Below are 22,575 nucleotides of genomic sequence, written 5' to 3'. Positions count from 1 at the left end.
TCTCCGGGACCGATCGAAACCCGGCGTCGCGCGGCGCCGCATCGCACTGCGGAGGCCAGTACCGGTTTTCCATCCGGCACTACGGAGGTTGGGGTCCCTCCTCTGGGGGACAGGGAAGCCCGCCCATAGATTGGCCGGGATCGACGCCAGTCGCGGGTTCGCCCGTGCACCGAAGAAAGGGTTCCACCGTGGGGGAACAGCAGCGAAGCATCCTCGGCCGAGGCCGTGCGTGGAAGGTCGCGGCCATGGCCGTGGTCGGCACGGTCATCGCCATGGGATCGACGACGGCGGCCACAGCGGCCCCGACCGATGTCTCCGACGGCTTCGGCCGGTTCCTCGGAGGCCAGGCGGCCGGGATCAACCTCGACGCCCTCGCCGCGGTCGCCGGTGCCCGCGCCGAGAACCCGAGTGGTGTCCACCCCGTCGCCGCGAACCCGCTGTCGGCCGAGGTGCTCAACACCCTCGGCGTCGACCTCGGCAGCTCGCTCCAACTGTTCGGTGCCAATGGCGTCATCGAGCTCGGTGCCGTCGCTCAGTACGGGTCCGCCGCCGACAACGGCGACGCGATCGCCGGCTCAGGCGCGGTCACCGACCAGGGTGGCGTCTCGATCGGTGGACCCGATGCTCCGCCGGCGGACGCCGAACTCGACCTGACCGGTCTGCTCGGCCGGGTCGGGACGCCCACCGGCGGGATCCTCAGCGACCTCTCCCTCAGCCTCGGCGCCCTCGCCTCCACGATCTCGCAGACGGGCGGCGCCACGGCTGTTCCCGACTACCAGATCTCCGGTGCGACGCTCACGCTCCAGAGCCCGCTCGTGCAGAACGTCGGGACGCAGGTGACGGGCCTCCTCCCGCCGCTGCAGACCACGCTCAACGGGCTGACGTCGGCGCTCAACACGGCGCTGAACGCGAACCTCATCGGCGTGCTCCGAGTGGCTGCGACGGGGACGGTCACCCCGCCGAACCTGTCGACCGTGGTCAACACGATCCTCACCACCCAGGCGTCGCAGTCGGCGGCGACCGGTGTCTCCGTCAACCTGCTCACCGGCGCGGTGACCGTCGATCTCGCGACCCTGCTCGCGAACGACCCGAACCTGCCGGACCTGAACGACCTGCCGCCGAACACCTCGCTGCTGTCCGGCCCGATCGGTGCCGCCATCGCCGCAGCCATCACCTCAGCGGTGACCGCACAGGTCACGGCCGTGTCCGCCGGCCTGCAGGCGGCCGTGAACAATACGCGTATCCAGGTCACCGGCAACGTCACGACGAACGTCGTCGTCACGCAGGTCCCGGTCATCTCCCTGTCGCTCGACTCGACGCTCGGCGCCGTCCAGAACGGCACTGCCGCCTTCACCTCGGCCGGGCTCCTCCCGAACGTGCTGAACCCGATCCTCGCGACCCTCGGACTCACGCTGGACGGCGTGGTCAACCTCGTCCTCAACCTCGTCAAGGGCGTCGTCGGAACCGCGTTCACCGGTCTGAACACGCTCAACACCGGTCTCAACGGGATCACCGGCGGCCTGGCGGCGAACGTCGTCGGCCCCATCCTGAACATCGTGCGGCTCGTCGCCGACGTGACCGCCAACGTGCAACCGGCCACCGGCGACCTCGGGGCGGGATCGGCGACCGTCCGAGCCGTGCAGATCTCCCTCGTCCCGGCGATCTCGCTCGCGACGGTCAACCTCGCGTCGTCCTCGGTGCGCGGCACGCTCGTCGTCTACGACACGGCCATCACCGCCACGCCCGCGACGGTCAACCCCGGCCAGTCCACCGTGATCGACGGCACCGGCTTCGCGGCGAACGAGCAGGTCACCATCACCGCGCCCGGCCTCGACCCGGTCACCACGACGTCGGACGCCGCCGGTGTGATCAGCCAGAGCGTCGCGATCCCCGCCGGCTTCACCCCGGCGACCCTGACGTTCACCGCCACCGGTGCGACCTCCGCCACCCCGGCCACCACCGACCTCGTCGTCGCCCCCTTCGTGACCGCCATCACCGCCGACCCGGCGACGATCGCTCCGGGCGGCAGCACCACGATCACCGGCACCGGGTTCCTGCCCGGCGAGTCGGTGTCGATCACCGTCCCCGGCCTCACCGACCCGATCGTCACCACCGCGACGGGTACCGGCACGATCTCCACGAGCCTCACGCTCCCGGCGGACTTCCCGCTCGGCCCCGTGACGGTCACGGCGACCGGTGCCTCCTCGGCCAGCCCCGCGACCACGACGGTCACCGTCGAGGCGACGCAGTACGTCACCGCCATCACCGCCGACCCGGCCAGTGTCGTCGCCGGTGGGACCACGACGATCACCGGCACCGGCTTCGCCTCGGGCGAGACCGTCGCCGTCTCGATCCCCGGCGTCGACCCGGTCACCACGACGGCCACCGGAACCGGCACGATCTCGGTCGAGCTCGACGTCCCGGCGGACTACGCCGCAGGCCCGGTCGTCGTGACCGCGCTCGGCGAGACGTCCGACACCCCGGCCACGACCAACCTCACCGTGGTCTACGAGACCTCGATCGTCGCCGTCCCGGCCACGGTCGCGGGTGGCACGACCACGATCATCAACGGCGCCGGCTTCGCGCCCGGCGAGGACGTCGTCGTGACGTTCCCCGGCCTCGAGCCGATCACCGTCACCGCCACGGCACTCGGCGCGATCGGCACCCCCGTCGCGGTCCCGCAGAACTTCGCGGTCGGTGACGTCACGGTCACCGCCCTCGGCGCCGTGTCCGCGACCGAAGCGACCACCGTCGTCACCGTCACCGCGACGGTCTACGACACCGCCATCACGCTCGACCCGACGTCGCTCATCCCTGGGAACACCACGACCGTCACCGGCACCGGCTACCTGCCCGGCGAGACGGTCACCGTCGGCTACCCGGGCGGCACCCCGGTGACCGTCGAGGCGGACGGCGACGGCGGCTTCACCGTCGACCTGCCCGTCCCCGACGGCACGCCGGCCGGCACGCTCGTCGTCACCGCGACCGGCGAGACCTCCGCAACCCCGGCGACCGCCGACCTCGAGGTGCTGCCGTACGACACGGCCATCACCGCCGACCCGGCCTCGCTCCTCCCCGGCAACTCGACCACGATCACCGGCACCGGCTTCGCCGCGAACGAGTCGGTCTCCGTCTCCTACCCGGACGGCACGCCCGTCGTCGTGACGGCTGACGGCGATGGCGGCTTCACGGCGGTCCTGCCGATCCCCTCCGGCACGCCCGCCGGCCAGCTCACGGTCACCGCCACCGGCGCGGTCTCCGCCACGCCGGCCGAGACGGTCATCACCGTCGAGGCGTACGACACCGCGATCGCGCTCGACCCACAGACCGTCGCCCCTGGCGGCAGCACGGTCGTCACCGGCTCGGGCTTCGTCCCTCAGGAGACCGTCACGATCACCATCCCCGGCCTCGCCACGCCCGTGACGACCACGGCGAACGGCGACGGTGAGATCACGGTCAGTGTCACGCTCCCCGCGGACTTCCCGCTCGGCGACGTCACGGTCACCGCCACCGGCGCCGTCTCGGCCACCCCAGCCACGGCGACGCTCACCGTCGAGGCGACGACCTACGTCACGGCCATCACGGTCGACCCGACGACCGTCGTCGCGGGGGAGAGCACGCTCGTCACCGGTACCGGCTTCGAGCCCGACGAGACCGTCACGGTCTCCATCCCCGGCGCGCCCGCGGTCACCACGCAGGCGTCGGCGACCGGAACCATCTCCGTGTCGCTCCCGGTTCCGGCGGACTACGCGGAGGGCACGGTCGTCGTGACCGCCCTCGGTGAGGTCTCCGAGACCCCGGCCACCACGAACCTCGCGGTCGACGTCGTCTACACCCCGACGATCACCGCCGACCCGGCCACGGTCCCTGGCGGCACCAGCACCGAGATCTCAGGCTCCGGCTTCGCGCCGAGCGAGAGCGTCACGGTCACCTTCCCGGGCCTCGACCCGATCACCGTCACGTCGAACGCAGCGGGCGAGATCACGACCACCATCGACGTCCCGCAGGACTTCGCGGTCGGTCCGGTCACGGTCACGGCCCTCGGCGTCGTCTCCGCGACCGAGGCGACGACCACGGTCACGGTCGAGGCGACGGTCTACGACACGGCGATCACCGCGGACCCCGACACGCTCCTCCCCGGCGGCAGCACCACCGTCACCGGAACGGGCTTCCTGCCCGGCGAGTCCGTCTCCGTCTCCATCCCCGGCGGCACGCCCGTCGTGGTGGAGGCCGGCCCGGACGGCGACATCACCGCCATCCTGCCGATCCTGCCCGGCACCCCCGCCGGCCCCGTCGTCGTGACGGCCGTCGGAGCGGTGTCGGCCACGCCTGCCACTGCGACGATCACCGTCGAGGCGTTCGAGACGACGCTCACGGCCACGCCGTCGACGCTGAACCCCGGTGACTCGACGATCCTGTCCGGCACCGGCTACGTCGCGAACGAGTCGGTGACCATCTCGGCGCCCGGCTTCGACGACGTCGTGACCACGGCGAACGGGCTCGGCGAGATCAGCCAGGTGGTCGCCTTCCCCGCGGACTTCGTCCCCGCGACCGTGACGTTCACGGCCACGGGCGCCCTGTCGCTCACGCCGGCGCAGACCTCGGTCCTCGTCGAAGCGGTCGTGTACGACACGGCGATCACGGTGGACCCGACGACGGCCAACCCGGGTGGAACCACCACCGTCACGGGCACCGGCTTCGCGCCGAACGAGACCGTCACCATCACGATCCCGGGCGGCGACCCCGTCACGGTGACGACGAACGGCGACGGCGACTTCACGCAGCCCGTGACGATCCCGGTGGGAACACCCGCGGGTCCGCTGACGATCACCGCGACCGGTGACACGTCGAACACGCCCGCCGACGCCGACGTGACCGTGGTGCCCTACGAGACCGCGATCACCGCGGACCCGGACACGCTGCTCCCCGGCACCTCGACGACGATCACCGGTACCGGGTTCGCACCGAACGAGTCCGTCTCGGTCTCCATCCCCGGTGGCACACCGGTCGTCGTGACGGCGAACGGCGACGGCGGCTTCACCGCCGCCCTGCCGATCCCGTCGGGCACCACCGCAGGGGAGCTCATCGTCACGGCGACCGGTGCCCTCTCGGCGACCGACGCGACGACCACCGTCACGGTGCTCGCCTACGAGACGGCGATCGCCCTCGATCCCGCGACCATCGCGCCGGGTGGCAGCACGACCGTCACCGGTGCGGGCTTCGCCCCGAACGAGAGCGTGAGTGTCACGGTCCCGGGCATCGTCGACCCGTTCCCGACCACGGCGAACGCCGACGGCGAGATCTCCGTGAGCGTCACGCTCCCCGCGGACTTCCCGATCGGTGACGTCACGGTCACCGCCACCGGTACCGTCTCGGCGACCCCCGCCACGGCGACGCTCACCGTCGAGGCCACGACCTACGTCACCGCCATCACCGCCGACCCGACCACCGTCGTCGCGGGTGCCAGCACCCTCGTCACCGGCACCGGCTTCGCACCGACCGAGAGCGTCACGGTCTCGATCCCCGGCGCCGACCCGGTGACCACCACGGCGACGGCGACCGGCACCATCTCCGTGTCGCTGCCCGTGCCGGCCGACTACGCCGAGGGCACGGTCGTCGTGACCGCGCTCGGTGCGACGTCCGACACCCCTGCGACGACGAACCTCACGGTCGACGTGGTCTACACGCCGACGATCACTGCCGACCCGGCGACGGTCCCCGGCGGCACCTCGACGGAGATCACGGGCACCGGTTTCGCGCCGACCGAGAGCGTCACGGTCACCTTCCCCGGCCTCGCGCCGGTGACGGTCACCTCGAACGCCGACGGTGAGATCACCACGACGTTCGCCGTCCCGCAGGGCTTCGCGACCGGTCCGGTCACGGTCACCGCACTCGGCGTCGTCTCGGCGACCGAGGCGACCACCACCGTCACGGTCGAGGCCACGGTCTACGACACGGCGATCACCCTCACACCGGACACGGTGAACCCGGGCCAGACCACCACGGTCACCGGTACCGGCTTCCAGCCGAACGAGTCGGTCAGCGTCTCGATCCCCGGCGGCGACCCCGTCGTGGTGACGGCCGACGGCGACGGCGGCTTCACCGCGACCCTGCCGGTGCCGCCCGGAACGCCCGCCGGGCCGGTCACGGTGACCGCGGTCGGCGAGACCTCGGCGACGCCCGCCGAGGCGGAGCTCACGGTCGAGGCCTACGAGACGGCGATCACCGCCGACCCGAGCACGGTCGCGGCCGGCGGAGCGACGCTCGTCACGGGCACCGGTTTCGCGCCGAACGAGTCCGTCACGGTCACGGTGCCCGGTGGCACGGCCGTCCCTGCGACCACGAACGGTGCCGGCGAGTTCTCGGTCGGGATCACGGTCCCGGCGAACGCGCCCGTCGGCCCGCTGGTCGTCACGGCGGAGGGAGCGGTGTCGCAGACGCCGGCCACCGCGACCGTCACGGTCACCGCCATCGTGTTCTCGCCCGTCATCACCGCCTCCCCGGACGCGCTGATCGCCGGCAACACGACGGTCATCACCGGATCGGGCTTCGCAGCCAACGAGACGGTCACGGTGTCGATCCCCGGCGCCCCGGTCGTCACGCAGGTGACGAACGTCGGCGGCGGCTTCACGGTGACCCTGCCGGTCCCCGACGGCTACGCACTCGGCGACGTCACGGTGACGGCACTCGGTGCAGCATCGGACGAGCCGGCGACGACGATCATCGAGATCCTCGCGTACGACACGGCCATCACGGTCGACCCGTCCTCGGCGCTGCCGGGTGAGACGGTCACGGTCGACGGGACGGGCTTCGCCGGTGGCGAGACGGTCACGGTGTCCATCCCGGGCGCACCGTCCGTCACCGTGGTGACGAACCCTGACGGTTCCTTCACCGTGGACCTGCCGATCCCGGACGACTACACGCCCGGACCGGTCACGGTGACCGCCGAGGGCGATGTCTCCGAGACGCCGGCCGAGGCTGACGTCACCATCGAGGACGGAGCGGTCGACGTCGACACCGACGCAGCTGCGGTCGATGTGGATGCTGCTGCTGACGTGGACGCCGACGTGGACGTCGATGCCGCCGCTGATGTCGATGCCGCCGCTGATGTGGATGCTGCTGCAGACGTGGATGCTGCGGCTGACGTGGATGCTGCTGCTGATGTGGATGCTGCCGCTGACGTGGACGCTGCGGCTGACGTGGACGCTGCTGCTGACGTGGATGCTGCGGCTGACGTGGATGCTGCGGCTGACGTGGACGCTGCTGCTGACACGGACGCTGCTGCCGACGTGGATGCTGCGGCTGACACGGACGCTGCGGCCGATGTGGACGCTGCGGCTGACGTGGACGCTGCTGCTGACGTGGACGCTGCGGCTGACACGGACGCTGCTGCTGACGTGGACGCTGCGGCTGACACGGATGCTGCGGCTGACGTGGACGCTGCGGCTGACACGGATGCTGCGGCCGATGTGGATGCTGCCGCTGACGTCGACGCTGCGGCTGACGTGGACGCTGCTGCCGACGTGGACGCTGCTGCCGACGTGGACGCTGCGGCTGACGTGGACGCTGCGGCTGACGTGGACGCTGCTGCCGACACGGATGCTGCGGCCGACGTGGATGCTGCTGCTGACGCGGATGCTGCCGCTGACGTGGACGCTGCTGCCGACACGGATGCTGCTGCTGACGTGGACGCTGCTGCCGACACGGATGCTGCTGCTGACGTGGATGCTGCTGCCGACACGGATGCTGCTGCTGACGTGGACGCTGCTGCCGACACGGACGCTGCTGCCGATGTGGATGCTGCGGCTGACACGGATGCTGCGGCTGATGTGGATGCTGCTGCTGACACGGATGCTGCCGACCGATGCTGGATGCTGCGGCTGATGTGGACGCTGCTGCCGACACGGATGCTGCCGCCGACACGGATGCTGCGGCTGATGTGGATGCTGCTGCTGACACGGATGCTGCTGCTGACGTGGATGCTGCTGCCGACACGGATGCTGCCGCCGACACGGATGCCGCCGCTGACACTGACGCTGCGGCCGATGTGGATGCTGCGGCTGACGTCGATGCTGCTGCCGACACTGACGCCGCTGCCGACACCGATGTTGCAGCTGACGTGGACGCTGCTGCCGACACCGCCGCTGACGCCGATGGCGACACCGACGCCGGCGACGAGCGTCAGGCGACCGTCAAGTACTCGACGATCGTCCGCGACACGGGTGTGATCCAGGAGGTCTACGCCACCGGCTTCGAGCCCGGCGAGACCATCTCGGCCACGGTCTTCTCGACGCCGTTCGCACTGACGCCCGTCATCGCAGACGCCTCCGGTAACGCCACGTTCACCTTCCCGATCGACTCGTCGCTCGAGCTGGGTGCCCACCGCGTGGAACTCTCCGGATCCGTGACCGGCGCCCTGCCGCTCGATCGTGAGGCCACCGCCTTCACGGTCACCGCGGTGGCCGCCACCGCACCGGGGTCACGCCCCGGTCTGCCGAGCACCGGCTTCGACGGCCTGTGGCTCGGGGGGCTCGGCGCCATGATGCTCCTCCTCGGAGGCGCCTTCGTGGCCACGCGACGGGCGCGTATGGAGTGACCTCGCCGAGCAGGCCGTGCCGCATTCGGGTCGGCACGGCCTGCTCCTTCTCCCGCGGAGACACCGCCGAACCGGTGCCCCGCGGTTTCATCACCACCCAGCACCAAGGAGGAACCGTGACTCCGATCACACGCACACCCGTCGGGGGTCGTTCTGACACCCTTCGACAAGCTCAGGGACCGGAAGGGGCTCAGGGACCGGAAGGGGCTCAGGGACCGGAAGGGGCTCAGGGACCGGAAGGGGCTCGAGGGAACCGGACGGCGATCAGGCACCGGCGCCCGGTCGGCAGGACCGGGGAGCGGGATCGTCTCGGGACGAAGCCGCCCCGCCGAAGCGGGCCGCGCGCATCGCCGCCGCGGTCTCGATCGCCCTCGTCGGCGTCTACGTCGCGGGCACCCTCGTCATCGTCTCACCGACCACACCCGTCCGTGGTGCCGTCGTCGCCGCAGCCGGCCCGTACTTCACGCAGAAGTGGAACGTCTTCGCGCCGAGCATCATGAAGACGAACATCACCTTCTCCGTCCAGGCCCAGTGGCGCGACGCCGACGGGACGCTCGTGAAGTCCGACTGGGTCAACGTGACGAAGCTCGAGCAGCAGGCCGTCCCCGGCCACGCCGAGCCGTCGCGCATCCAGAAGTCCTCGTGGAACGCGATGCTCGCCTACAACGCCCGCTACCTCGCGCTCGACGCCCAGCAGCGCGAGATCGTCCGCGACACCTTCATCCAGCGAGCCGACGGTGGCGGGTATCGCGCCCAGTCGGCCGAGTCGCTCATCGCCGACCTCGACGCCGTCAGCACGACGCCGGGCTCGGGGCAGGGCGACGTCGTCCGGTTCCTCCGCTACGACTACATGCTCAAGGAGTACGCGACCGCGTTCTCCACGGCGTACTTCGACCAGGACGTCGAGCGCGTCCGGTGGCGGATCGACCGCACCCGCCCGAACGACTTCGAGAACCGCTTCTCCGAGGAGCAGCAGTTCGACGACACCGCCGTCACCTTCGGCTGGCGGCACGTCGACGACGTCATCGACCCGGAGACCCTCGCCGTCTACCGCGACGTCGTCACCCGCTACGGAGGTGCACGATGAACGCCGTCCGCGCATCGTTCGACCGGTTCGCCGGCTGGGTCACGGGTGCCAAGCACGCCGGCTACAGCCTCTCCGCCCTGCGGATCCTCTACGGTGTCGCGATCGTCAGCTTCCTGTTCACGAGCCTCGCCGACCGCCACTACCTCTGGGGCGTCGCGTCGAAGTGGGTCGACCCGGAGGCGAACCGTCGCGCGTGGTTCCCGCTGTTCGAGCTCGTCTTCACGAAGGACAGCGCCTTCGTCTTCGACCTCGCCTACGGGGTGCTCATCGTGCTCGGGCTGCTCTTCCTCGTCGGCTGGCAGACCCGGTTCGTCACGCCAGTCCTGCTCGTGTTCTGGGTGGGGCTCGCGACCAACAGCACGGTGCTGACCAATGGCGGCGACACGATCATCCGCATCACGCTGCTGTTCCTGGTGTTCGCGGACCTGTCGCGTCACTGGTCGGTCGACGCGTGGCTCACCAAGCGGCGGGGGCGAGCGCTGCGGCCGATCCTGCGCGGTCGGTTCGCGATCCCGGCCTGGCTCGCGAACGCCGCCAACAACACCGCGGTCCTCCTCTGCGCGTACCAGATCATGCTCGTCTACGTGAACTCCGGCATCTACAAGCTCATGGGTCCCGAGTGGCGGGAGGGCACGGCGTTCTACTACTCGCTCGTCCTCGACGTGTTCCGGCCGTTCCCGGCGCTGAGCGACCTCGCCTGGCAGGTCGGTCCGTTCGTCTGGGTCGCCACGTTCCTGTCGGTCTGGGTGCAGCTGCTGTTCCCGGTGCTGATCCTGTGGCGGCCGACGCGGATCCTCGCGCTCGGCTTCACGATCCTGATGCACCTCGGCATCGGCCTCTTCCTCGGGCTGTGGCCGTTCTCGCTCGCGATGATCGCCCTCGACCTGCTCTTCGTCCGCGACCGCAGTTGGGTCGCCGTCGGTCGGTGGGCGTCGCACGCCGGGGGAGTGCTCCGCCAGCTGCTGCCGGAGCGCCAGAGGACCGAAAGACCCGTCACGACGTCGGCCGGTTCGCCGTCGTGACCACAGCCGTCTCGCGCGTTCGGGTGCGAGACGAACCGGCGGTCGGCGCCACGGTTGCGCCGACCGCCACCCGTTCCATCCCAGCCGGCGCGGGCGTCGCGGAACCCGTCATCCCATGTCCATCGCCCACGACCTAGGCTGGAGCGATGGTGGATGCGGTCGTCGTCGGCAGCGGGCCGAATGGTCTCGCCGCTGCAGTGACCCTCGCGCGCGCCGGCCTCGAGGTCGAGGTGCATGAGGCAGCCGACACCATCGGCGGCGGTCTGCGCACGCAGGAGCTGACCGAACCGGGCTTCCGTCACGACGTCTGCTCGGCGATCCACCCGATGGTCCTGACCTCACCGTTCTTCCGAGCGTGGAAGGCGACGGAGCGCGTCGACTACCTGATCCCGGAGGCCTCCTACGGGCACCCGCTCGACCGCGGCCGCGCCGGCATCGCCTACCGCGACCTCGACCGGACGGTGGGCACGCTCGGCGTCGACGGCATCGCGTGGCGGGAGCTGCTGCAGCCCGTCGTCGACCGCATGGAGGCCGTGACCGAGTTCACGCTGAACCCGCTGCTGCCCATCCCGAAGCGGCTGTTCGACGTCGTCCCGTTCGGCCTCCGGGTGCTCGAACAGGGATCCCCGGCCTGGCTGCGCCGCTTCGAGGGCACGGTCGCGCCCGGCATGCTCACGGGGGTCATGGCGCACACGATCACGAGGCTCCCCGGGCTCCCGGCGGCGGGCGCCGGACTCGTCCTCGCCGCGAACGCGCACGCCGACGGCTGGCCGCTGCCCATCGGCGGAGCGCAGTCGCTCGCCGACGCCATGGTGGCCGACCTCGAGGCGCACGGCGGCCGCGTCGTCACCGGACACCGGGTCACCGCCGTCTCGGATCTGCCCCTGTCCGCAGCGGTCCTGTTCGACACCAGCCCGCGGGACATGGTCGCGGCGGTCGGGTCCCGGCTCCCCACCGACTACGTCCGTGCGCTCGATCGGTTCCGCTACGGCAACGCCGTCTTCAAGCTGGACCTCGCGGTCTCGGAGCCGATCCCGTGGACCAACCGGGCACTGCTCGACGCCCCCACCGTGCACCTCGGTGGGACAGCCGAGGAGATCGCCGCCTCCGAGAACGCGGTGGCCGCGGGTCGCCATCCGGATCGACCGTACGTGCTGCTGTCGCAGCCCTCGCTGTTCGACGCGAGTCGCGCGCCGGTGGGGAAGCACACGGTGTGGGCGTACTGCCACGTGCCGAAGGGGTCCCGGGTGGACATGTCGGAGGCGATCATCGACCAGATCGAGCGGTTCGCGCCGGGCTTCCGCGACACGATCATCGCGCAGGCGGGCCGCGACACCGTCGTCGTCGAACGCGAGAACCCCAACGACATCGGTGGCGACATCTCCGGGGGCGAGCCGTCGCTGCGTCAGCTGCTGCGGCGCCCGGTGGTGCGTCGCGAACCGTGGCGGACGCCCGCGGCCGGGGTGTACCTCTGCTCGAGCTCGGCCGCGCCGGGGATGGGCGTGCACGGGATGGCGGGGTTCCTGGCGGCGGAGTCCGCCCTGCGGCACACCTTCCGCCTGCCGGTCCCGTCCCTCGCGCCCTGACCCGCTGCCGACCCGCCCACCGGACCGGTCGCTGAGCGACCTCCCTGATCGGTCACTGAGCGACCTCCCTGATCGGTCACTGAGCGACCTCCCTGATCGGTCACTGAGCCTGTCGAAGTGCGCCCTTCGACAAGCTCAGGGACCGGTGCAGACTGGTTGCGCCCTTCGACAAGCTCAGGGACCGGGGATGGTTGCGCCCTTCGACAAGCTCAGGGACCGGAAAAGACGTGGATCTGTGTTTCTCTGTGTTTGTGTGATACTTTCTTCGCACTGCAAGCCTGCAACACCGGAAACGAAGGTCAAGGACGACGCATGTACGCGACGGAGCGGCACGAGCACATCACCAGCCGGGTGAAGACGAGCGGACGGGTCTCCGTCGCCGACGTCTCCCGCGAGCTGGGCGTCACCGCTGAGACGATCCGCCGCGACCTCGACCAGCTCGAAACCTCCGGCGTCCTGCGCCGCGTCCACGGCGGCGCCGTCTCCGCAGCACGTGCCTCCGTCGCCGAGGCCAGCCTCGCCGATCGCCAGGGCCAGCGGAGCGACGCGAAGGCCACGATCGCCCGTGCGGCCCTCCGGCTCATCCCGGCCACGTTCAGTGGCTCGATCGTCATCGACGCCGGCACGACCACAGCCCACCTCGCCGACCTCCTCGTCACCTGGCGCCCGGCCACCGCCGGCCAGACGCTCACGGTCATCACCAACTCCGTGCCGATCGCCGCGACGCTCCACCACTGCGACCACGTCGAACTGCACCTCCTCGGCGGCCGCGTCCGTGGCATCACGAGCGCGGCGGTCGGCAGCACGACCGTCGACGAGCTCGGCCGCTTCCGTCCCGACATCGCCTTCGTCGGCGCCAACGGGGTCAGCGCCGACTTCGGCCTCAGCACGCCCGACGAACTCGAGGGCGCCGTGAAGTCGGCGATCGTCCGCGGTTCGCGACGGGCCGTCGTCCTCGCCGACGCCGCCAAGCTCGGTGAGGAAGCGCTCATCCGCTTCGCCGCCCTCGACGAGATCGACACCGTCATCACCGACGAGGTCGTTCCGACGACGCTCGGGGACGCCCTCGAGGCTGCGGGTGTCGAGGTGGTCGTCGCATGATCATCACCCTGACCGCCAACCCCTCGCTCGACCACACGGTGGAGCTCCCCGGCATCGTCGAGCGCGGCGAGGTCCTCCGCGCACTCGCCAGCCGGGAGCAGCCGGGCGGCAAGGGCGTCAACGTCTCGCGGGCGATCGCCGCCGCCGAGTTGGCGACCATCGCCGTCCTCCCCGGCGAATCGACCGACCCGATGATCGAGTCGCTCCGCGCGCAGGGCATCGACGTCCTCGCCGTCCCGACCGGGCAGCCCGTGCGCCGCAACATCACGCTGACCGAGCCCGACGGCACCACCACCAAGATCAACGAGCCGGGTCCGCTCCTCACCGAGGACGACGCTGCACGCCTCGTCGACGCGACCGCCCGTGCCGCCGCGAGTGCCGAGTGGCTCGTCATCGCCGGTTCGCTGCCACCCGGGCTGCCGGCCGACTTCTACGCACGGATCGTCCGGGCCGCTCGCGCCCTCACCGACGGCACTCGCCCGCTCGTCGCCGTCGACAGCTCGGGGGAGCCGCTCGCCGCCCTCCTCGCCGCCTTCGCCGTCACCGGGGAACGCGTCGACCTCATCAAGCCGAACGGTGCCGAACTCGCCGAACTCACCGGCACCGCGTCCGGCGACGAGATCGAGGCGGACCCGGCGCTCGCCGCGTCCGTCGCCGCCACGCTCATCGGCACCACGGACCGACCCGGCCCGGTCGCCGCCGTCCTCGTCACGCTCGGCTCCCGAGGAGCCGTCCTCGTGGAGGGTGACACCGCCTGGTCGGCCCGGGCCCCGAAGATCGTCGCGCGCAGCACCGTCGGTGCGGGGGACTCCTCCCTCGCCGGCTACCTGATCGCCCGAACCGCAGGTCACGCACCTGCAGCACGCCTCGCGCAGGCCGTCGCCCACGGAGCCGCAGCCGCGGCACTCCCGGGCAGCGACGTGCCGGCGCTCAGCGGGACGGACGCCGCCGCCATCGACGTCGCCCAGCTCCCGCAGCGGATCCCCTCCGCCCCCTGACCGCACCCCGGTCCCTGACCGCCCACCCCGGTCCCTGACCGCCCACCCCGGTCCCTGAGCTTGTCGAAGGGCCGCCCCGACCACCCGAAGCACCAGCATCCGTTTCGAAGGAGAACCCAGATGTCCACCCCACTCATCACCCCAGGGCTCGTCGCCCTCGACGCCGACCTCGGCACCGATCGCGCGGGTGTCATCCGCGCGCTCGCCGAGCTCGTCGTCCGCGCCGGCCGTGCCACCGACACCGAGGCCCTCTTCGCCGACGCCTGGGCGCGGGAGAGCAAGACCGACACCGGCATCCCCGGCGGCATCGCGATCCCGCACTGCCGTTCGGCCGCCGTCACCGAGCCGACGCTCGCGATGGCCCGCGTCTCGCCGCTCGTCGACTTCGGCTCCGACGACGGCCCGGCCGACCTCCTCTTCTTCATCGCGGCTCCGGACGGCGCCGACCAGGCGCACCTCGCCCTCCTGTCGAAGCTCGCCCGCTCGCTCATCAAGCCCGAGTTCGTGACCTCGCTGCGTGAGGCGCCCGACGCCGCCGCGGTGGTCGCCCTCGTCGATGGTGCACTCAGCGATGCACCCAAGCCGGCGTCGGCTCCCGCAGCCGAGCGCGCCGCGACGGCTCCCGTCGAGGCCGGCGACCAGGCCGCACGGCCCGTGCTCATCGCGGTCACCTCGTGTGCAACGGGCATCGCCCACACCTACATGGCGGCCGACTCGCTCGCCGCCACCGCCAAGCGCCTCGGTGTCGAGCTGCACGTCGAGACGCAGGGCGCCTCCGGTGCGACCCCGCTGCCCGCCGACGTCGTCGCGAAGGCGCAGGCGGTCATCTTCGCCGTCGACGTGGACGTCCGCGACGTCACCCGCTTCGCCGGCAAGCCCGTCATCAAGGCTCCCGTGAAGCGCGGCATCGACGCCCCGGAACAGCTCATCAACGACGCGGTCGCCGCGATCTCGAACCCGAACGCCCCGCGGGTCGCCGCAGCGGCCGGTGACGCCTCCGCGTCGACGTCGGACAAGAAGGACGCCAACGTCGGTCAGTCGATCAAGCGCTGGCTGCTCACCGGCGTCAGCTACATGATCCCGTTCGTCGCGGGTGGCGGTCTGCTCATCGCCCTCGGCTTCCTCCTCGGTGGATACAACATCACCGAGAACGCCGGCAAGATCATCGTCGAGAACAGCCTCGCGAACCTCCCGGCGGGCGGCCTCGGCACCTACCTGGGTGCGGTCGCGTTCTCGATCGGTGCCGCGTCGATGGGCTTCCTCGTCCCGGCCCTCGCGGGCTTCATCGCCTTCGCGATCGCCGACCGACCGGGCATCGCGCCCGGGTTCGTCGCCGGCGCCGTCGCCCTCCTCATGAGCGCCGGCTTCCTCGGCGGACTCGTCGGTGGTCTGCTCGCCGGTGGTGTCGCCTACGGCCTCGGCCGACTCAACGTGCCCCGCTGGTTGCGCGGCCTGATGCCCGTCGTGATCATCCCGCTCCTCGGATCGATCGTCGCCTCCGGCCTCATGATCCTCGTCCTCGGCGGCCCGATCGCCGCGCTCATGAACGGCCTCAACTCGTGGCTGTCCGGTCTCACCGGCGTCTCCGCCATCCTGCTCGGGGTCATCCTCGGCACGATGATGGCGTTCGACCTCGGCGGTCCGGTCAACAAGGTCGCGTACTCGTTCGCCGTCGCCGGTCTCGGTGCGGGAACGCTCGCCAACCAGGCACCGTGGCAGATCATGGCCGCCGTGATGGCCGCCGGCATGGTGCCGCCGCTCGCGATGGCACTCGCCTCGACCGTCCTCAGCCGTCGTTCGTTCACCGCGGTCGAGCGGGAGAACGGTAAGGCAGCCTGGCTGCTCGGCGCCGCGTTCATCAGCGAGGGTGCGATCCCGTTCGCCGCGGCCGACCTGTTCCGCGTCATCCCGGCGTCGATCCTCGGTGGTGCCGCCACCGGTGCGCTCATCATGGCGACCGGCGTCACCTCGCAGGCACCGCACGGTGGCATCTTCGTGTTCTTCGCCATCGGCAACATCGGGATGTTCATCCTGTCGGTCGCCGTCGGCACGGTCATCACCGCCGTCGCCGTCATCCTGCTCAAGCGGTTCGCCCGTCGTCGTCCGGTGGACGGCGCCGACACGGCGGCCCCCGCGGTCGCCACCGAGCCCGCGACCGTCTGATCCGTACCCGTCCGATCCACAGCCTGACCTGATCCACTGGTCCGGCCGGCACCAACCGAACCGCAGAAGGAGCATCATCATGGCCGAACGCCAAGCCACCATCGCCAGCCGCGTCGGGCTGCACGCCCGCCCCGCCAAGCTCTTCATCGAGACGGTCAAGCGCCAGCCGGTGCCCGTCACGATCGAGCTGGGCGACTCGGGCCCGCTCGACGCCTCGAGCATCCTCACGATCATGAGCCTCGGCGCCACCAACGGCGACGTCGTCACCCTCCGCGCTGAGGGCGAGGGTGCCGACGAGGCGCTCGCCGAGCTCGCCGGTCTCCTCGAGACGGACCTCGACGCCGAGTAGTCACCCCGCACCACGAAGCCCCGCCGCCCGAGTCATCTCGGACGGCGGGGCTTCCTCGTGGGCCCTTCGACAGGCTCAGGGAGCGTGGGAACCGTTCCGGTCACTGAGCTTGTCGAAGTGTCCTCGGGGAACCGTTCGTGTCGGGTGGGTTGTCGTGGCCTTCGAAGGCTCGGGAGCGTGGAACCGTTCCGGTCACTGAGCTTGTCGAAGTGTCCTCGGGGAACCGCGCGTCTGCCGACACGCGACGAACCCCGCCACCCGCGACGACGGGTGACGGGGTTCATCAGCAGTGACCTACTCTGCGGAGCGGCGGCGACGCGCGAGCAGCACCGACGCGAAGCCGACGAGGCCGAGGAGCAGCGCGACGAGCCCGATGCTCGACACGTCCACACCCGTGCGCGACAGCGAGTCGGCGCCGGTGGCCGAACCGCCCGAGGGCGAGCTCGTGCCGTCACCACCGCCGACCGCGCCGCCGCCGGAGCCCGTGCCGGGACCGGTCCCGGGGTTCGTCCCCGGGTCGGTGCCGGGATCGGTCCCCGGGTCCACCGCGGCGGCGAGCACCGTCACCGGCGTGGACGTCGTCTCGACCGGTGCGAAGCCCTCCGCCGAGACCGTGACCCGCACCGCGAGCGCGGCACCAGCACTGCCGGTGGGCGGCGTGAACGTCGCCGTGTCGGCTCCGTCCACGACCTCGTCGTCGAGCAGCCACGCGTAGACGACGGCCGCGTCCTCCGGGTCCACGACGACTGCCGCGGTCGTCGGCACGCCCTCGCGGGCCACGCTCGACAGCGTCGCGGTCGCGACCGCCGTCCGGGCGAAGGTGATGGTCGTCGACTGCGTGGTCACACCGTCAGCCGCCGTCACCGTGATGACGACACCGTCGGTCGCGTCAGCCGCAGCGCGAGCGTCAGCCGCCGGTGCCGCTTCGAGCGGCTCGATCGTCACCGTCGCGTCGCGGTCGGCCGGGATGGCGTCGACCACCGGGTCGGCGGACCCGGCGAGCGGCACCTCGTACTCGAGGACGCCTGCGTCGAAGCCCTCGACCGGCGTGCCGTTCACCCGCAGCGCGGCGAGGCTCGCCTCGGTCGCGACCGACGGTGCGAGCGCGTAGATCTCGACCTCCGAGACGACCAGGTGGGTGTTCGCGTACGCCGTCATCACGATGCGCACCGCACTCGTCGTGACGCCACCGAGGTCGACGTCGACGACCGGAGCCGTCCCATCGGTCGGGACCGGCACGGCGACCGCCCCACCCGGAGCGTCGATCCACGCGCCGTCGGCGTCGCGGACCTGCACGGTCAGTGCACTCGGCCAGCTGTTGGTGCTCCCGTCCTTGTAGGCGTAGAAGGTGACGTGCTCGATCGTGTGCTCACCGCCGAGCTCGTAGCTCAGCGTGTCGCTCGCCGGCTTGTTCGACGAACGCCAGTTCGACCAGCCCTTGTCGTTCCGCACACCGTTCTTCGTGTTGCTCGCGGGATAGCCGGACTCGGTGGACGTCGCGCTCGCGACGGTCGTGGCGTCCGGTGCGATGTTCCGCTCACCGGGCGCCGTGACGATGATCGACAGGAGTGCGTCGATCGGTGCCGCGGCCGGGTCGTTCGAGGCAGCCGTGCCGCGCACCTGCACCACACCGGTGTCGGCGAGGTCGGCGTCGTCGAGGGTGCTGAAGTCCCAGGTGACGGGCGTGTCGAAGCGGTTGACACTCGCACCGATCTGCGCCGGGACCGTGGTCGGTGCCGCAGCGATGACGGCGCTTGCCGGGGACCCCGCGGCGACCGTCAGGGAGACCGGCTCGGTGGTCGTGAAGCCACCGATGTCGACGGTGGCCTGCGCGGTGAACGCCGCACCCCAGCCGTCGGTGCCGGAACCGTTCACGACGATCGTGCCCGGCGTGTTCCAGTCCACGGCCGAGGTGTCCCAGGTGACCGGCACCGGCGCGCCCTGGACCGCGCCGTACAGCGGCACCACGGTCGCGGGCAGCGCCGCCGGAACACCGGCGACGGTCTGCACCGTGACCGGCTGCACGCCCGTGAGGGCGGTGTCGACGAAGTTCCAGGTCTGGTTCGCGCCGTTGTTCGACTGGTAGACGCCGACGGCGGCGCCCGTCGTGGTGGACTGCCCGCCGACCTCGAGGGCCTGGCTGGTCCCGACGTTCACGAGGCTCCAGTCGGAGCCGTTGGTCGTCGTCGGGATCCACTGCAGCGATGGGTCGGCCGCAGCCTGTTCCCGCGTCGCAGCGACGAGCGAGGTGCCGGCGGAGTTCGCGGAGAGGAGTGCCCCGGACGAGCTGCGGACGGCGTAGCGGTCGGTGTTCGTGCCGCCGCCCGAGAGTCGCTCGGCGGTCCACACCTGTGCGGCACCGGTCGTGGCGTCGGAGGCACGCGGGGTGATCGTGCCGGCCGGGACGGTCCCGGTCGTGGCTGCGGCGGTGAACGCCTTCGCGCTCTGCTTGCCGACGAGCTGGTAGGCGTGTCCGTCCTGGAACGGCGCCGCGTCGGCTGCGACACCGGTCGCACCGTCGACGAGGAAGGTGGTGACCGACTTCGCCGGGACCGTGAGCGTCGCCTGCTTGGTCACCGGGTCGATCGACACGGCGTCGCCCTGCACGAGTGCGTTGGCGGTGACGTCGTCCGCGGGGGACTCCGTCGTCACGATCGGCGTGACCGTCGCGCCGGGAGCGATGTCCGCGAACTTCGACAGGTCGATGGTGATCGTCCGAGCCGAGGTCGACGGGTTGGCGTGCACGAGGGTCGCACCGGTGCCGTCGGCACGGAGCGCCGTGGTGGTCTGCGCGTCGGTGGACGGGATGAGGTGGTCACCGGGCTGCACGTAGTGGGTGAAGTTGCGGAGCGTGTTGTACTTCGCGTTCGTCTTCACGGAGCAGCTCGGGTCGGCGTCGCCGTCGGCGATGCGTCGCTCGGAGTCGCCCTCGGCGTTGCAGTCGAAGTCGATGAGGACGCTGCCCCAGTTGAGCTTCTCGACCTTCTCCATGTTGTAGAGGTCCTCGACGGGCTGCCAGAGCACCCACGCGGTCGGCTCCAGGTTGCGGAGGTCGTCGATGAGGTGCGTCGCCATACCGATGCCGTTGTCGATGTTCGTGAGGTTGTGCTTGCCGCTGGAGTCCCAGTTGCCCTCGACCTCGCTCATCCACAGCGGCTTGCCGGCGGTCTTCGCGATGTCGCGCGCGACGACGCTGCCGCCCTGGCCGTAGCTGTGGACGTTGAGCTGCGTGACGAGGTCCTTGGCGGTCTGCGACCAGCCGTTCCAGTTCGTCGCGAAGATGCCGGGGTTGGTCTCGTCCATGGCCGCGATGACGGCTTCGGTCGAGGTGCCCTCGGCGGCGAGGCGCTCGGCGAGGGCCTTGATGACGGTGTCCTGCATGGCCGGGCCGATGTGCGCACCCTCCTGGCGTCCGCCCTTCGGCCAACCGGTGGCCTCGTCGATCTGGGTGCCCCAGTAGTTCGTGTTCGGCTCGTTGAAGGGGTCGATGGTGTCGAAGTCGATGCCCGTGTCGGCCTCGAGGTGGTCGACGACGGTGGTGAGGTACGCGACGAAGTCGTCGACGCTCTCCGGCTTCAGCTGCTCGTCGGCGGCGTTGAAGTTGCCCGACGCGTAGCCGCTCTCGGTCATGAAGTACGGCGGGGAGTTGCTGAACGCCTCCCACTTGGTGATCTTGTCCTTGAGCGCCGTGAGCCACCAGCGCTGGGTCTCGTCGGCGTCGAAGTCGTAGGAGGCCGGGTCGTCGGCGTCCCAGGCGGCGGCGTAGCGGTCGCGGTCGGCGTAGTCGGAGGTGATGGGGCCGTCGGCGTCGCTCGCGGCGAGGTCCGGGTTCCACCAGCCGTCGACCGCGCCGCCGGCCCGCAGGTAGGGCGGGACGTCGCTCGCGTTGCCGCCACCGATGTTGTAGCGCGCGATGTTGAGGTTGAGGCCGTCCTCGCCGAACACCTTGTCGAACAGGTCCTGGCGGACGTCCGCGGGGTAGTCGCCGGTCGCGTTGGCGAACCAGACGAGGCTCGTGCCCCAGCCCTCGAACGCCTCGTTCTGGTAGGCCGGGTTGGGGGTGATGGTGAGGGGCGTGCTCTCCGCGGCGGCCGCAGGTGCGGCGTCCACGGTGGCGAGTGCTGGTGCGATCGCGGCGATGCCGAGGGCGACGGCGACGGTCGCTCCGATCGTTCGTCGGCGGACTGGTGACGGCAGTGTCATCGGTGGTTCCTTCGTTGGAGGCCGTGGTGCAGGGGATGTTCACGTGAACATTCAGCGGCGTCGAACCACCGTGTTCACGTCAACATTTCCGACGAGTATGGGCGACCCCTCGCTCGGGTGTCAAGGCGGGCCCGGTCACTGCGGCCCCATTCCGGTCCGTTCCGGTCACTGAGGCCCCTGGACCCCTACGCCGGTCACTGGGCCCCTACGCCGGTCACTGGGCCCCTACGCCGGTCACTGAGCCTGTCGAAGTGCGGGCGTGGGCATTTCGACAGGCTCAATGACCGGGGATTCGTTCGCCGAGCTGGTCGAGGTGTCGCCGTGGGCATTTCGACAGGCTCAATGACCGCGTGGAGTGTCTCGCTCGCCTCAGCGCGCGGGCGGGGGAGCCGTGCTCGCGCGGACGACGAGGGACGTCGGCGTGAGGGGCTCGGTGGAGAGCTGCGGGCCCTCCTCGATCTCGCGGAGGAGCGTGGTGATCGCCCGGCGTCCGATCTCGTCGAAGTCCTGGTGCACCGTCGTGAGCGGCGGCCAGAACGAGTCCGATTCCGGGGTGTCGTCGAAGCCGACGACGCTGATCGACTCCGGCACGGCACGCCCGCGCTCGTGCAGGGCGCGGAGGAGTCCGAGCGCCATCTGGTCGTTCGAGGCGAACACGGCCGTGATCTCCGGGCGCTCGGCGATCTCGAGGCCGATCTCGTACCCCGAGGTCGTCGACCAGTCGCCACGGAACGCGGGCGGCGGCGTGATGCCGGCCTCGCGCAGCGTGTCGGCCCAGCTCTGCTCGCGACGAGCCGCCGAGTACGAGGTGCGGGGGCCGGCGATGTGCCAGACGCCCTGGTGTCCGAGGTCGAGGAGGTGCTGAGTGGCGAGCGCCGCGCCCTGCGCCTGGTCGTTGTCGACGACCGGGTAGTCGGTGCGTGCCGCGGAGTCGATGACGACGACCGGGAGACCTGCGGGCAGTTCGACGTCGGCGCCGTCGACGATGTGCGACTCGATGACGATGATGAGGCCGTCGACGTCCTGCTCGCGGAGGCTGTCGAGTGCGACCGCGACGTCGCGTTGCGTCGGGTACTCGACGGGGACGACCGTGACCGAGTAGCCGGCCCGTGCGGCCTGGACCGTGATCGCGTCGAGGGTGCGCATGTTGCCGTAGGAGGAGAGCGTGAACATCGTGATCCCGATGCTGCGGGTTCGCCCGGATCGCAGGGCGCGAGCGGCCTTGTTCGGGCGGTAGCCGAGCTCGTTCATGGCCTCCAGCACGCGGTCGCGGGTGCCGTCGTCGACGTTGGTCAGCCCGTTCGCGACGCGGGAGACGGTCTGGGAGGAGACGCCGGCGTGCGCCGCGACGTCCGCCATCGACGGTGCTCGCCTGGCGCGGCCAGGCGCTCTCCGGGTGGTGTCCGTCATGGTCTCCCTATCGTCGCATCCATCCTTGCATGTTGACGTGAACATGCTATGGTACCGATC

11 protein-coding genes are annotated in these 22,575 nt (G+C 71.0%); 9 read left to right on the top strand and 2 right to left on the bottom strand.

Annotation, left to right across the window (positions count from 1 at the left end):
- Nucleotides 1-188 precede the first annotated feature (188 nt).
- The 9 genes from AC5JOC_RS15470 (at nucleotide 189) to AC5JOC_RS15430 (ending at nucleotide 16,902) form a co-directional block, all read left to right on the top strand.
- A complete protein-coding gene (locus AC5JOC_RS15470) occupies nucleotides 189-8,228 on the top strand; it encodes a choice-of-anchor G family protein (protein ID WP_494246749.1) in 8,040 nt (2,679 codons plus the stop codon).
- Nucleotides 8,120-8,596: an LPXTG cell wall anchor domain-containing protein gene (locus AC5JOC_RS15465; RefSeq protein WP_494246748.1), complete on the top strand. Its 477-nt coding sequence runs from the start codon at nucleotides 8,120-8,122 to the stop codon at nucleotides 8,594-8,596. Before AC5JOC_RS15470 ends, AC5JOC_RS15465 begins: the two co-directional genes overlap by 109 nt.
- Before the next feature lie 346 nt (nucleotides 8,597-8,942).
- Nucleotides 8,943-9,683, top strand: a complete 741-nt coding sequence (locus tag AC5JOC_RS15460; RefSeq protein WP_494246898.1) for a DUF5819 family protein — start codon at nucleotides 8,943-8,945, stop codon at nucleotides 9,681-9,683.
- Complete coding sequence (locus tag AC5JOC_RS15455; protein ID WP_137243732.1) at nucleotides 9,680-10,705, top strand: HTTM domain-containing protein; 1,026 nt, start codon at nucleotides 9,680-9,682, stop codon at nucleotides 10,703-10,705. Before AC5JOC_RS15460 ends, AC5JOC_RS15455 begins: the two co-directional genes overlap by 4 nt.
- Nucleotides 10,706-10,851: 146 nt before the next feature.
- The gene (locus AC5JOC_RS15450; RefSeq protein ID WP_494246747.1) at nucleotides 10,852-12,291 is read left to right on the top strand and encodes a phytoene desaturase family protein; all 1,440 of its coding nucleotides are present in this window, start codon (nucleotides 10,852-10,854) and stop codon (nucleotides 12,289-12,291) included.
- A 312-nt stretch (nucleotides 12,292-12,603) separates the two neighbouring features.
- Nucleotides 12,604-13,392 carry a DeoR/GlpR family DNA-binding transcription regulator gene (locus AC5JOC_RS15445; protein WP_085512485.1) on the top strand — a complete coding sequence of 263 codons (789 nt, stop codon included), beginning with the start codon at nucleotides 12,604-12,606 and terminating at the stop codon, nucleotides 13,390-13,392.
- Nucleotides 13,389-14,390 (top strand): 1-phosphofructokinase family hexose kinase, encoded by a 1,002-nt coding sequence (locus AC5JOC_RS15440; protein ID WP_426737861.1) that lies wholly within the window; start codon nucleotides 13,389-13,391, stop codon nucleotides 14,388-14,390. Before AC5JOC_RS15445 ends, AC5JOC_RS15440 begins: the two co-directional genes overlap by 4 nt.
- Before the next feature lie 120 nt (nucleotides 14,391-14,510).
- Nucleotides 14,511-16,553: a PTS fructose transporter subunit IIABC gene (locus AC5JOC_RS15435; protein WP_494246746.1), complete on the top strand. Its 2,043-nt coding sequence runs from the start codon at nucleotides 14,511-14,513 to the stop codon at nucleotides 16,551-16,553.
- Nucleotides 16,554-16,632: 79 nt separating this feature from the next.
- Complete coding sequence (locus AC5JOC_RS15430; RefSeq protein WP_056014456.1) at nucleotides 16,633-16,902, top strand: HPr family phosphocarrier protein; 270 nt, start codon at nucleotides 16,633-16,635, stop codon at nucleotides 16,900-16,902.
- A gap of 294 nt (nucleotides 16,903-17,196) precedes the next feature.
- Here AC5JOC_RS15430 and AC5JOC_RS15425 read toward each other — a convergent pair whose 3' ends face one another.
- A complete protein-coding gene (locus AC5JOC_RS15425) occupies nucleotides 17,197-21,105 on the bottom strand; it encodes a glycoside hydrolase (protein ID WP_494246745.1) in 3,909 nt (1,302 codons plus the stop codon).
- Between the two features lie 369 nt (nucleotides 21,106-21,474).
- Nucleotides 21,475-22,515 (bottom strand): LacI family DNA-binding transcriptional regulator, encoded by a 1,041-nt coding sequence (locus AC5JOC_RS15420; RefSeq protein ID WP_494246744.1) that lies wholly within the window; start codon nucleotides 22,513-22,515, stop codon nucleotides 21,475-21,477.
- Between the last annotated feature and the right edge of the window lie 60 nt (nucleotides 22,516-22,575).

The organism is Plantibacter sp., assembly GCF_059073635.1.
Note: the sequence above shows the minus strand (reverse complement) of the source record. Positions and strands in the feature narration are given on the sequence as shown.